Consider the following 13591-nt stretch of genomic DNA (forward strand, 5'->3'; position numbering starts at 1 on the left):
GGGGCCTGCGAAATGTTTGGGTCGGAAAAAAGAAATATCATCATGCAGTATGGATGGGCGCGACACATCACCATCTATGGTTTATCTTTTTTCAAGGTGATGTCACGGTAGAAGACCAAAGCCGATGAGCGGATATAGCCTGGAAAACGCCAGAGTTCTCGTCGTCGATGGCAATCGCGATATGCGGCGGGTCGTCTGCGGCATGCTGCGGGCCTTTGGCGTGCGCGCCGTCACCGAGGCCGCCAACGGCCGGGAGGCGTTCGACAGCCTGCGCTCGTCCCCCGCCGATATCATCCTTTGCGACCGTTGCACGCGGCCCGTCGATGGGGACGCCTTCGTCCGCATGGTGCGCAATGCGGACGACAGCCCCAATCCCTTCGCCATCGTGCTCGTGCTAAGCGCCGCGACCGCTCCGCATCATATCGCCGATGCCCGTGCCGCCGGCGCCCATGACGTCCTCTGCAAGCCCTTATCCGCCAAGGCGCTTTTCGCGCGGATCAGGACCATCATCGAATATCCGCGTCCATTCATCCGCACGCCGGACTATTTCGGTCCCAGCCAGCGTTGGCAGCAGACCGACTTCGAAGGCATGGATCGGCGCCGGACCCCGCCCCGTGCCGTCGAGACGGATGCCTGGGGCCAGGTCGTCGACGAAGATCCACCGGTCGTCGTCACGCCCGAGGAAATTCGGGCACTCCTTTACGACGATTATGCCGAAGACGTCGGTAACGAGCTTTATACTCCGCCGGAACCGGCATCATCCCAGGCCGAGGATGTCTGGTACCAGCCAAAAAATAGCGGTTCTCCCAGCGAGCCGCTGCTTATCCCGGTTCCGCCCCAATTCCAATTGCGGGTGCCCTATTCTCCGTGGGGCGTCGATGACGATGCCGTGCTGCGGGCCGACGCCGCGATCAGGGATCTCCAGGACGACTACCTTATCCGGGTCCGGAAGGACTTGTCGCGGTTGCAGATCTTCTTCAGGCGGGCCAGGGCGGCGGCGCCCGGGGAACGGACGGACAACATGCGCGCCCTGTTCGAGGCCGCCTATGACATGGCCGGGCAGGGGGGAAGCTTCGGCTATCCCCTGATTACCGAAATCGCCGCCCAGCTCTGCCATTTCATCAGCGATCGGATCGGTTTCGGCGAGGTTGAAATGCGGGCGGTGCGCCTGCATATCGACGCCTTGCGAGTGGTCGTCGCCGAACGCCTCGAAGGCGACGGCGGAGACAATCGGAAAGAATTGATCCGGGGGCTGCAGGCAATCCGCGCCAACATCGCCAAACGCGAAGAGGTCTGGATGCCGGGGATCCGTCCGGGGACGACGTCTTTGCGGACAGAGGATTTATAGCGCGGGATATGCCAAAGGCCCGTTGAGGCCCTGACGCGTCGAATCTTGGGGCGGGAAGGCGAAATTATCGCCTTCCCGCCCCAACTTCGATTACGACGCCTTGCTCATCTGGGCGACGATTTCGTCGGCGACCTGACGCGGCACCGGATCGTAGTGGGAGAACTCCATGGTGTAGGAGGCCCGGCCACTGGTCATGCCGCGCAACTGGCCGATATAGCCGAACATTTCGGAGAGCGGCACGTCGGCCTCGACGGCGATGTTGTTACCCCGTTCCAGCTGACCCTGGATGGAACCACGGCGACGGTTGATATCGCCGATGACGTCACCCAGATAATCCTCCGGCGTCACCACTTCCACCTTCATCACCGGCTCAAGCAGGATCGGGTTGGCTTTGCGAATGGCTTCGCGGAAGCAGCCCTTGCCGGCGATTTCGAAGGTCAGCGCGTTGGAATCGACGTCGTGGAACTTGCCGTCCACCAGCGTGGCCGTGAAATCCACGGTGGGGAAGCCGGCCAGCACGCCGTCTTCCTTTTGCAGGCGCAAGCCCTTTTCCACCGAGGGAACATAGTCGCGCGGCACCGAACCGCCCACCGTCTCATCGATGAACTGGAAGCCCGTGCCCCGCTCCGTCGGCTCGAAGACGATCTTCACTTCGGCGAACTGGCCCGAACCGCCCGTCTGCTTCTTATGGGTGTAGGTATGGGTGACCGGCTGGGTGAAGGTTTCCCGGTAAGCCACCTGCGGCTTGCCCATGTTGCCTTCGACGCCGAATTCGGTCCGCATGCGGTCCAGGGTGACTTCCAGATGCAGCTCGCCCATGCCGCGCAGGATGGTCTGACCGGTCTCGCGGTCGGTTTCCAGGCGGAGGGAGGGATCGGCTCGCACCATCTTGCCGAGAGCGGTGGTGAACTTCTCCTGGTCGTTCTTGGTCTTGGCTTCCACCGAGACGCTGATGACCGGCTCGGGGAAGCGCATCCGTTCCAGCACCACCTCATTGGCCGAGTCGCACAGCGTGTCGCCGGTTTCGGTCTCGCTCAGCGACACCAGGGCGATGATGTCGCCGGCGCGGGCTTCTTCCACCGGCTGCGCTTCCTTGGCGAACATTTCGACCATGCGGCCGATCTTTTCGCGCTTGCCGCGGGTGGAGTTGAGGATGGAGGCCCCCTTGGTCAGCACGCCCGAATAGACGCGGATGAAGGTCAGCGCGCCATAGGCGTCGTTGATGACCTTGAAGGCCAGTGCCGAGAAGGGTTCGTCATCCGAGCAGATCCGCTCGCCGATCGGTTCGCCGTCGGCATCCACGGTCTTGATGGCGGGGACGTCGGTGGGGGCGGGCAGCAGATCGACAACGGCGTCGAGGACCTGCTGGACGCCCTTGTTCTTGTAGGACGAGCCGCACAGAACCGGGGTGAAGGACGAGTTCAGCGTGCCCTTGCGGAGCGCGCGGCGAAGAATGTCGGGGGAGGGGACGGTGCCGTCGGTGAGGAAGGCTTCCATCGCCTCCTCGTCCTGCTCCAGCGCGGTGTCCACCAATTCGGACCGGTAGCTGGCGACATTGGCCAGAATCTCGCGGTCTTCCGACACGGTGATGTTCAGCTTGTCGGCCAGGTCGTCGGTGACGTCGAGGATCTGCCACTGGGCGTCCTTGTCGTCCGAATCCCAGACGAGGGCCTTCATCTCGACCAGATCGATCATGCCCTTGAAATTGTCTTCCGAGCCCAGGGGCAGTTGAATCGGCAGGGGCCGCGCGCCCAAGCGGGTCCGGATCATCTCGACGCAGCGTTTGAAATTGGCGCCGCTGCGATCCATTTTGTTGACGTAGCAGATGCGCGGGACGCTGTAATTGTCGGCCAGGCGCCAGTTGGTTTCCGACTGCGGCTCGACACCGGCCACACCGTCGAACACCACCACTGCGCCATCGAGCACGCGCAGGGAGCGGTTCACCTCGATGGTGAAGTCGACGTGGCCGGGGGTGTCGATGACGTTGATCTTCTTGCCGCGCCAGAAGGCCGAAACGGCGGCGCTCTGGATGGTGATGCCGCGCTTCTGTTCCTGCTCGAGATAGTCGGTGGTCGTCGAGGTCTTCAGATCCTTGGTATCATGAATGTCGATGATGGTGTGCTTGCGCCCGGTGTAATACAGGATGCGCTCCGTGGTGGTCGTTTTTCCGGCATCGACATGAGCGACGATGCCGATATTTCGGACATCGGAGAGGGGCGTTTGGCGTGGCATAATATGGTTCCGTTGCAGTTACAGGTTAAGCCGGGGTTCGGCGACATGGTTCATGGCGCCGCCCTCCCGATGGCAAATCCCCATGACCGGGGACCCGACTGAGTTGCGCGGGCGCGGGCGCAAAATGCCACCGAGCGGAAAAAAAAGACACGAAAAATGCATGAAATAATTTATTGGCGTTCGAGGGAGACGCGAAAACCTGGCTCGATGTGATGGATGCGCATCGTGCCGATAGGGCGGATCGGTCGCTTATAATATTTTTAAGTGATTGGTTTTATTCGTTTTAATCATGTGGAATGCGCAAAGTTCATATCGGTAACGATCCCGGCAGCCGTCGCTGGCGCCGCTTCAACGGTACCGCCCGATCCGCTCCCCCGCGACCCAGCTGGTCCCGTTTTTTTTAGCACTCTTGACAGAAGCCGCATCTGGGACCACCTGCCATGACAATTACAACCAAAAGGTGATTTTATGATATATAAAATCTCTAAAGTGGTGATCGTGTCCGTGCTGGCGGCTGTTGTGGCGAATGGAGCGGTCGCACAGACGTTATTCAATTTCGCGGGCTCAAGTGGCGGCATTGCCGCGAGCACGCCCGTCGGGGGCTCCAGCAACTGCTTCGCCGTGTCCGGTATCAGTACGGCGGTCTATTCCCAAAGCCTGGTCAATCCGACCGCGGCGATCCTGGTTCCGGTGGCCGGTACCTGCAGCGCGGTATCATTTCAAGGGGCGCTGACGACGGCTCCCGCCGCATGGTCGGATCTGGATGCCGCGATCGTCGTCTTGAAGGGCTCGACGGGCCTTGGTGTGGGCGGCACAAGGTCGGCGCAAAGCGTCTGCGATTTCAATCCCGGAGGGGTCGGGGGCAACCCGGGAAACGCGACATGCAGCGCGACGGTGGCGTTGTCACCCACTATAGCAGCGGGCGATCAGATCGCCATCTGCTTCAGGTCGGTTTACGCGACGCCGCCAAGTACGGCCATGGCGTGGAACGTGCGGTGCAACGCACCATGAGCGCTACGATACATCCTCTCAGGAGGGCTGCGAGGATGTATCGTTTGATACCGGCGAGCCACTGACGCGGCTCGCCTCATTGTCCCTTGGTCTTAGCGCCGATATCCATCGGCTTGGCCACCGAGTTCCAGGATTTCGAGGCAGTCCAATAAACTCGTGATCGTATGATCCTGACGCCATTCGGGCTTCGCGCCCGGTGTGCGATTCACCAGGGCCGCCGTCAATCCCGCATTTTTGGCCCCAACGACGTCTTTTTCCTCGTTGCCTACATATATGGCTTCGGACGGCGCTATTTCCAATGCCTCGCACAGGGTTAAAAATCCCCGAGGATGCGGCTTGCGATAGCCGACATGAACCGATGTGAACCAGACGTCCAAAAGATCGAGAATGCCGCAGAGCCGCAGATCGTCTTCGACAAAATGAGCCGGCATTCCATAGGCGACATCGGTGAGGGCGCCCGTTCGGATCCCATTGCGCCGCAAAATTTCGAGAACCTTCCGGGATTCGGGATAAGGGCGCAATGCCTGCCTGAAATATCCGAAATAGGCGTCGACGATCTTCTCCCGGTGGATCTGATCTATTTTCAGCTGAAGCAGGGCGCCGTCAAATATGTGGTCGCTGCTGAATTCCTCATCCCGGATGACGATACGGGTGTTGAATTTTTCCATATGGGCGGCGGCCAGGCTCAGATCATAGTCTGCGCAATCCAGTCCCGCCATTTGCAGGGCCCGCTTCCAGGCGGCCTGGTAATGGTCTTTCCAGCTTAGCGGGAGACCCTCGTAGCTGTAGAGGGTTTCGCCGAGATCGAATAAAACAGCCTTCATGATGATCCGGACAACCGAGCCTGAGCGGTTCAGGCCCGATCCGATCCGATCCATCAAATGCCGGTAGAAAGCTTAGTCGTTCTGTTCGCTGGTCGTGCCGTGGCCGGCGACATGGGCCTCATCGGCAAACATCGCCTGGGCGAGGGCGGGGTTGCCGGTTTTGGCGGTTTCCGTGTGGGTGACGCCGATAACGGTGACAAGCACGAGGGCGGCGACAGTGAAATAGACAGTGGTGGCACAGCTACGCATCATGACCTCAGAATGTAGTAAATTTACAAAATCTTACCGTCAGAATGCATCCGTATGCGGTTTGTCGTGCAATGCAATTTTCTCAACCCACTTCGAACTCTCATGCAATTCTGGGAATTTTATGATGTTTCTCCCGAATTTTCCGTGCGATCGATGGCGGGTGGTATCTGTAGAATGTTGTAAATAAACTGGTTTATTGTGTCGCCGCGACCCTTGGTAATTCGCGGCCCTTAGGGCTCGCCGCGAAATTATCGCTCCAAACACTAAGATTCCATATGACGCCTGCGCTCCGCTACGGCGGGCGAGAAGCGCCGTTCGGGCTTTAGTGTCTGTTGATTCGATAATTTTTCAACAGCCCCTATGTCCGATGGCGCGTGAATCGGCTTTCGTGGCGGGGGAGGCGTTTTTCAGCGACGCCTCTCAGGTCATATCGATGAGGGTGGCTGGTCGGCCGTCGTGCCAGCGTTGCCACATCGTGGTCAGGGCCGCGCCCAGATCGCGGGCGAAGCGGTCGGCATCGCACAGGGGTGAGGCCAGCATGCGCCCGCGCAACCCGGATCGCAGATCGGCGAGACGGGGAAGGTCCCCGGCCAGATCGCAGGCAAGCTCGACGTAATCCCCGGGGGTCGCCGCCGCCAATCCGCCCAGGCCGATGTTCGACAGATAACTGAGGGAATGGCGGCTGCCGAAGGTTTCGCGGGGCAGGCTGATCACCGGAAGTCCCATCCACAAGGCTTCAAGGGTCGTCTGTCCGCCGGCATAGGGGAACGGATCGAGGGCGATGTCGGCTTGCCCCATCCAGGCCATATGCTGCTCGGCCGTCGTTTTGCCGACGAACCGAAGCCGCTCTTCCCCGATGCCGTGGGCGGCGAACATTTCCGCGTAATAGCGCCGCGTCGCCGGGCAGTCCAGGGCCAGCGTTTTCAAGAGCAGCCGGCTGGCGGGCAACCGGCTGAGGATACTGCTCCATACGGCCACCACCTCCGGCGTGATCTTCTTCAGCGCGTTGAACGAGCCGAAGGTGACGCCGTCTCGGGACAGGGCGGGAAGTCCGCTTACCGTCGGGGCGTCGGGTGCCGGTTCGAAGGCGACATAGCCGTCGGGCAACCGGACCACCGCTTCCGTGTAAAAAGCCTCGGCTCCGGGCGGTATCTGATAACGGTCGGCCAGGACGTAATCCATCGCCACCAGTCCGCTGGTGGCCGGATAGCCGATCCAGCAGGCCACCTGGATGGGGGCCGGCCTGCGGGCGAAAACCAGCAGACGGTTGCCGGCGCTGTAACCGGAAAGATCGATCAGGATGTCGATGCCGTCGGCCTTGATCTGATCGGCCAGCGCGTCATCGGAGAGCGTGGCCGCCGATCGCCATTCCGTCGCCGCCCCGGCGAAGCGAGCCCTCAGTCGATCTTCCCTGAAACTGTTGTCATTGCTGTTGCTGTAGCAGATCAGGGGATATCCGGCCCTGGCCAGTCCTTCGAGTGCCGGAATGGCCAAAAGTCCCACGGGATGTTGGCGGAAATCCGCCGAAACGAAGCCGAGCCGCGGCTTTTCCTCAGTGTTCCGGGGGCGGGCATGGTCCGGCCAGCGGTCCTGGAAGCGGGTGGCGTGGATGTCGTTCCAGCGACGCGACAGGGCCAGAATATCCGCCAATCCGACATCCGGCCGGTATAACTGGCTGACGGTGAGGTTGAGTTCAGCGTTGGCGTAGTCCGGCTGGCAGGCAAGGGCCCGCGCGAAAGAGGTCAGCGCCTCCTCCACCTTGCCTTGTTCCAGGAGGGCCACTCCCAAATTGCTGAGGGCCTCAACATGGTCCGGTTTGTAGGCCAGCGCCCGTCCGAAGGCGGCCACGGCCTCCCCCAGCTTCCACTGGACCTGCAAGGTCAGGCCGAGGTTGCTATGGGCCTCGACATAGTCCGGCTTATGGATTAGCGCCCGTCCATAGGCCGCCGCCGCCGCCGCCAGTTTTCCCTGCTCTTTGAGAACATTGCCGAGGTTGCCCTGGGCCTCGGCATAGTCCGGTCGGCAGGCCACCGCCCGTCCATAGGAAATCACCGCTTCCTCCAGCCGGTCCTGGGCCTGGAAGGTATTGCCCAGATTATAGTGGGCTGCCGAGAGGTCCGGTTTCAAAGCCAGCGCCCGTTGATAGGTGGCCGCCGCCTCGCTCTGCCTGCCTCGCGCCTGTAGGGCCGTTCCAAGATTGCAATATGCCTCGACTTGGTCCGGTCTGTAATGCAGCGCGCGGTTGTAACAGGCGATCGCCTCTTCCGGTTTGTCTTGTTCTTGCAGGATATTGCCGAGATTGAAGGATGCTTCGACATGATCCGGCTTCTGGGCCAAAGCGCGGCGATAGGCGGTTCCGGCCTCGTTTCGACGGCCCCGTTTCTGCAAGGCGAGGCCCAGGCTGTAATAGGCTTCCGCCAGATCGGGCCTCAGGGCCAGGGCGCGCCGGAAGGAGCCCGCCGCGTCCTCCGGCCTGTCTCGCATCAGAAGGACATTGCCGAGGTTGATGTGAAAGTCCGGTGATTGATCGTTCAGCGCGATGGCCTTGGAGATCAGGTCGGTCGCGATGTCGTTGCGCCCGACCTGGCCGGCCAGAACGCCAAGCAGATGCAGGGCGTCGGCGTGGCGGACGTCGATCGCCAGCACCTGCCGGTAAAGCCCTTCGGCCTCGCCCAGGCGCCCCGCCTGATGATGCCGAAGGGCGTTGGCGAATATCTCTTGAACGTTCAACTCAGCCCCGAAAGCAAATGGCATCCGATCATCGTTCTGCCCGCCGGGCCGTCGCGGGCGACGGCAATGCGTCGGCCTGATCCTTGCCGGGTGGGTTCGGCCGTCCGGAATTCCGGCATGACGAGCCGCCATCCTATCTCCCGGGGATGGTCTTGAGGAACACGAAATTCCTGCGCCTTGCGGATCGGTTTTCAGGCCGCGGCGAACAGGCCGGCCACCAATATCAAGGCGGGGACGACCATGGCGCCGAGTCCGCAATAGGCCTGGGCCAGGGCGCCGCCGGCGCAACCGAACAAAAAGCCGGCCACCGGTATGGCTGTTGCCGCAACCGTGCTCTTCGGGCCCCCTTTTGCATCGGCCTTCGGGGCCAGTCCGACCAGCCTGGCGAGGGAGACCGCCATTCCGGTGACATTGCCGGTCATCACCGTGAAGGGTGGCCCGAGCGTCGGATCAAGCCGGTGCGCCGTGTTGAGAAATCCCATCGCCACCACCAGCAGCAGCGATCCCGCGATACGAATCTCGCACCCCGCCAGCGCAACCGCCCCGACCAGGGCGAAGATGGCGGAGTCGAGGCCGAAAAGAAAACGGGTTCCCCGTCTGCCGCCGCCGGTCCGTTCGCCGATGGCCGTCGCCAGAGCCGCCGCTCCGACGAAGATCGGGAAGGAGAGAAGCTGCAGCGCGACCATGCCATTGTGACCGCCGCCGCCGGTCTGCCCACTCATCGTCGTTCCGAGAAGAACGAAATTGCCGGTTACATGAGCGACGAAGAGGCCGCCCATGTAGACGTAGACGGCCGTGTCAACATATCCGGATAAAAATGATAGTAAAAATGTAAGAGTTGTTGATTTTTTCATCATGAGTCTCCGATATAAAAAATTTATAAATAAAAATATTTTATATATGTAGTGGAATATAAATATAAAACATAAAGACATGTATTTATTTATGGTTATTTGCGGCGGCTCTGCGTGTATCAAATAAACCATAAAAAAATACAGGATACTTTTTACATTTTTTAAAAAATGGTCAATTTCATCCAATATTGGATTGGTCTCTCGTGAGAATATCTCGTCACTGGGCGAAATTAAAGTGTTACATTAGTATGAATATGAAATTTTTATATGTAATAATAAGCGTAGTTCTGTGATGGGTGTGATTCATTCAAATGAAACCATCAATATTTCAAGAAGATTGATTATGAAGGGTGGCGCCTTCATCGCCTCGGCAATCGGTGGTGGAGCTTTCGCGAGCGATGCCCTGGCGGCGGATCGGGCCGGCACTCTTTCCGGCGGACACGGAAAAAATGGAGCGTCAAAGATGGGCAATACCTCAATCACGACGAAAGACGGCACGCAGATCTATTTCAAGGATTGGGGCCATGGCCAGCCGGTCGTCTTCAGTCATGGCTGGCCTCTTTCGGCCGACGCCTGGGAGGATCAGATGCTGTTCCTCGCCTCGAACGGTTTTCGTGTCGTGGCGCATGACCGTCGTGGTCATGGCCGTTCCAGCCAGCCCTGGTCCGGCCATGACATGGATACCTACGCCGACGACCTGGCGGTCCTGACCGAGGCTCTCGACCTGCATGGCGCCGTTCACGTCGGCCATTCGACCGGCGGCGGCGAGGTCGCCCGCTATATCGGGCGCCATGGGACGAAGCGCGTCGCCAAGGCGGTTCTGATCGGGGCGGTGACCCCCATCATGGCCAAGACCGACTTCAATCCCGATGGCGTGCCGATGTCGGTTTTCGACGGCATCCGCGCGGGTGTCCTGGCCGATCGGGCCCAGTTCTTCAAGGATCTCACCATACCTTTCTATGGGGCCAATCGTCCGGAGGCCAAGGTCTCCGACGGTGTCCGAGAAACCTTCTGGCTGCAGGGGATGATGGGTGCCCTCAATGCCCACTATGACTGCATCAAGGCGTTCTCGGAGACGGATTTCCGAAACGATCTCAAGAAGATGACGATTCCCACCCTGGTCTTGCATGGCGACGACGATCAAATCGTGCCCTTGGCCACGACCGGGAAGCTGGCTGCCGAGCTGCTGCCGCGGGGGGTCTTGAAAGTCGTGCCGGGAGCGCCGCACGGGTTGTGCACGACCCATAAGAACATCGTCAATCAAGAGCTTCTTTCCTTCATCAGGGGATGAATTTTCAGCGTTCATCTCCGGATGGAATGAGTATTTATCAGTAATTGGAGACAATGATGACTTTTAATGCAAAGGCACTGATCAATCCCAATGAATGCCTTCTCATTCTGATCGATCACCAGCCTCAGATGTCTTTTGGCGTGACGTCGATCGACCGGCAATATCTCAAGAACAACGTGCTGGCTTTGGCCAAGACCGCCAAGATCTTCGGCATTCCCACCATCTTGACGGCGGTCGAAACCGAGTCCTTCTCGGGCTATATCTGGCCGGAACTTCTGGATGTGGTCCGCCAGGACCCCATCGAACGGACATCGATGAACTCCTGGGACAGCGAGACGCTGGTTGCCGCGGTCAAGGCGTCGGGCAAGAAGAAGCTGATCATCGCCGCCCTGTGGACCGAAGCCTGCCTGCTGTTCCCGACCCTGTCCGCCATAGAGGAAGGCTACGAGATCTATATCGTCACCGACGCCTCGGGCGGCACTTCCCCCGAATCCCACGATGCCGCCGTGCGGCGCATGGAGGCGGCCGGGGCCCATTCGATGACGACGCTGACCGTCCTGCTCGAACTGCAGCGCGATTGGGCCCGTCGGGAAACCTATGATGGCGTCATGACGGTCGTCCGCGAGCATTTCGGGGCCTACGGCATGGGCGTCGATTACGCCTACACCCATGTTCACAAGGCCCCCCAGCGAGGCGCGTTCCCCCACAAGGTGATCAGCACGCCTTGATCGGCGCCCTCGCGAGCGGATCCCGCCTCCCCCGGGGCGGGATCCGCGAAGGGCGTGGCGAAGGATCGCCGGACACCTGGTCCATGAAGAGGGATATCCGCCGATGAAAGCTTATCTGTTGTCCTTGGCCGCCGGTCTGCTGGTCGGTGCCGTCTATGGCCTGATCAATGTGCGCTCTCCGGCTCCGCCCGTCATCGCCCTGGTCGGGCTGCTGGGGATCCTCATCGGCGAGCAGGTGCCGCCCGTCGTCAAGAACATGTGGCAGCGTCAATCGGCGGATCACAGCTGGTTCCAGCAGGTCAAGCCGCACATGTTCGGGCATCTGCCGAAGGCCGCGCCTTCGCCCACCCTGAGCGCGGCCCCCGCCGCCGCATCCGACGACGCGGCCGGTCGTCCTTCCTGATTGAAATGCCTCTTTCGCGGAGATCGTCAATGAACGCCCCCAGCTTTCCCGACCTCATCTTGCATCGCGGTCTGTTCACCACGCTCGATAAGTCCGCCCCTTCCGCCAGCGCGGTGGCCATCAAGGACGGGCGCTTTCTCGCGGTCGGATCCGATGGCGATATCATGCCTTTGGCCGGACCCGGCACCCGGATCGTCGATTTGAAGGGGCGGCGCGTATTGCCGGGACTGATCGACAATCACCTGCACATCATCCGGGGCGGGCTCAACTTCAATCTCGAACTCCGCTGGGACGGCGTGCGCTCCCTGGCCGATGCCATGGACATGCTGAAGCGGCAGGTCGCCATCACGCCGCCTCCCCAATGGATCAGGGTCGTCGGCGGCTTCACCGAGCATCAGTTCTCGGAAAAGCGTCTGCCCACGATCGATGAAATCAACGCGGCGGCGCCCGAAACACCGGTGTTCCTGCTGCATCTTTACGATCGGGCGTTGCTGAACGCGGCGGCCTTGCGGGCGGTCGGCTACGATCGCAATACGCCGGCGCCTCCCGGTGGCGAGATCGTTCGCGACGAAAAGGGCGATCCCACCGGATTGCTGCTGGCCAAACCCAACGCCACCATCCTTTATGCGACCCTGGCGAAGGGGCCGAAACTTCCCTTCGACTATCAGGTGAATTCGACGCGGCATTTCATGCGGGAACTGAACCGTCTGGGGGTTACCGGCGCCATCGACGCCGGCGGGGGATCGCAGAATTATCCCGAGGATTACGAGGTCATCCGCAAGCTGTCCGAGGATGGGCATCTGACCATCCGTCTGGCCTACAACCTGTTCACGCAGAAGCCGAAGCAGGAGAAGGAGGACTTCCTCAACTGGACCAGGACATCGAAATACAAGCAGGGCGACGACTATTTCCGCCACAACGGCGCCGGCGAGATGCTGGTCTTTTCCGCCGCAGATTTCGAGGATTTCCGCCAACCCCGGCCGGATATGGGGCCGGACATGGAAGGCGATCTGGAAGGGGTGATCCGCATCCTGGCGGAGAACCGCTGGCCGTGGCGCCTGCATGGAACCTATGACGAGACGATTTCCCGCGCGCTCGACGTGTTCGAGCGGGTCAATCAGGATATTCCGCTTGAGGGATTGCACTGGTTCTTCGATCACGCGGAAACCATTTCCGAGCGTTCGATCGAGCGCATCGCCGCTCTCGGCGGCGGCATCGCGGTCCAGCATCGGATGGCCTACCAGGGCGAATATTTCGTCGAGCGCTATGGTTTTGGCGCCGCCGAGGCGACCCCTCCGGTCGCCAAGATGCTGGAGATGGGGGTCAAGGTGTCCGCCGGGACCGATGCGACCCGCGTCGCCTCCTATAATCCGTGGGTCGCTCTTTCCTGGCTGGTGACGGGGCGGACCGTCGGCGGGTTGCGCCTGACGCCGCAGCGCAATTGCCTGGATCGCGAGACCGCTTTGCGGATGTGGACCGAGAACGTCACCTGGTTTTCCGACGAGGAGGGCAAGAAGGGCAGAATCGTCGCCGGACAGCTGGCCGATCTGATCGTGCCGGATCGCGATTACTTTTCCTGCGCCGAATCCGATATCTCGTTCCTCACCTCCGAACTCACCATGGTCGGCGGCAAGATCGTCTGGGGCGCCGGAGATTTCGCCGGCCTTGACGAGGGCGCTCTTCCTCCGGCCATGCCCGATTGGTCGCCGGTGCGCACATTCGGCGGTTACGCGGGGTGGGCGGACCGCCAATCCGCGGCGGACAGCACGTCTCACCGGCTGGCGACATCCTGCGGCTGCGCGCATTCCTGCACCGTCCACGGACATGATCATGCCCAGGCCTGGTCCGGCCGCATTCCCGTGTCCGATCTGAAAGGGTTCTGGGGTGCCCTGGGATGTGCCTGCTGGGCCTTCTGATGGAG

General features: G+C 60.8%; 11 protein-coding genes. 6 read left to right on the forward strand and 5 right to left on the reverse strand.

Features of this window, described 5'->3' with window-relative positions; translation table 11 throughout:
* Nucleotides 1-124 precede the first annotated feature (124 nt).
* Nucleotides 125-1348 (forward strand): response regulator, encoded by a 1224-nt coding sequence (locus CWS72_RS08025; RefSeq protein WP_101250063.1) that lies wholly within the window; start codon nt 125-127, stop codon nt 1346-1348.
* Between the two features lie 90 nt (nt 1349-1438).
* Here the strand turns inward: CWS72_RS08025 and fusA are convergent, their stop codons facing one another.
* The gene (gene fusA, locus CWS72_RS08030; protein ID WP_101250064.1) at nt 1439-3580 is read right to left on the reverse strand and encodes an elongation factor G; all 2142 of its coding nucleotides are present in this window, start codon (nt 3578-3580) and stop codon (nt 1439-1441) included.
* A 468-nt stretch (nt 3581-4048) separates the two neighbouring features.
* Between fusA and CWS72_RS08035 the strand changes: the two genes are divergently transcribed.
* Nucleotides 4049-4591, forward strand: a complete 543-nt coding sequence (locus tag CWS72_RS08035; RefSeq protein ID WP_101250065.1) for a hypothetical protein — start codon at nt 4049-4051, stop codon at nt 4589-4591.
* Between the two features lie 92 nt (nt 4592-4683).
* Here the strand turns inward: CWS72_RS08035 and CWS72_RS08040 are convergent, their stop codons facing one another.
* The 4 genes from CWS72_RS08040 to CWS72_RS08055 all read right to left on the reverse strand — a co-directional run bounded on the left by CWS72_RS08040 (nt 4684) and on the right by CWS72_RS08055 (nt 9380).
* Complete coding sequence (locus tag CWS72_RS08040) at nt 4684-5415, reverse strand: HAD family hydrolase (protein WP_158240553.1); 732 nt, start codon at nt 5413-5415, stop codon at nt 4684-4686.
* Between the two features lie 72 nt (nt 5416-5487).
* A complete protein-coding gene (locus CWS72_RS08045; RefSeq protein ID WP_101250067.1) occupies nt 5488-5667 on the reverse strand; it encodes a hypothetical protein in 180 nt (59 codons plus the stop codon).
* 417 nt (nt 5668-6084) lie between these two features.
* Entirely contained in the window at nt 6085-8418 is a 2334-nt protein-coding gene (locus tag CWS72_RS08050) for a tetratricopeptide repeat protein (protein ID WP_158240554.1), read from the reverse strand.
* Nucleotides 8419-8585: 167 nt separating this feature from the next.
* Entirely contained in the window at nt 8586-9380 is a 795-nt protein-coding gene (locus CWS72_RS08055) for a YoaK family protein (protein ID WP_338056165.1), read from the reverse strand.
* Between the two features lie 331 nt (nt 9381-9711).
* Here CWS72_RS08055 and CWS72_RS08060 point away from each other — a divergent pair, with 331 nt between their 5' ends.
* From CWS72_RS08060 to CWS72_RS08075, 4 genes are all read left to right on the forward strand, one after another.
* On the forward strand, nt 9712-10539 hold the full coding sequence (locus CWS72_RS08060; RefSeq protein ID WP_199175581.1) for an alpha/beta fold hydrolase: 828 nt from the start codon (nt 9712-9714) through the stop codon (nt 10537-10539).
* Between the two features lie 56 nt (nt 10540-10595).
* Complete coding sequence (locus tag CWS72_RS08065) at nt 10596-11267, forward strand: hydrolase (RefSeq protein WP_101250145.1); 672 nt, start codon at nt 10596-10598, stop codon at nt 11265-11267.
* Between the two features lie 103 nt (nt 11268-11370).
* Nucleotides 11371-11670 carry a XapX domain-containing protein gene (locus CWS72_RS08070; protein WP_101250071.1) on the forward strand — a complete coding sequence of 100 codons (300 nt, stop codon included), beginning with the start codon at nt 11371-11373 and terminating at the stop codon, nt 11668-11670.
* A 29-nt stretch (nt 11671-11699) separates the two neighbouring features.
* Entirely contained in the window at nt 11700-13586 is a 1887-nt protein-coding gene (locus CWS72_RS08075) for an amidohydrolase (RefSeq protein WP_101250072.1), read from the forward strand.
* The last annotated feature ends 5 nt before the right edge of the window (nt 13587-13591 follow it).

This window comes from Telmatospirillum siberiense, from assembly GCF_002845745.1.
Taxonomy (GTDB): Bacteria; Pseudomonadota; Alphaproteobacteria; order Rhodospirillales; family Magnetospirillaceae; genus Telmatospirillum; species Telmatospirillum siberiense.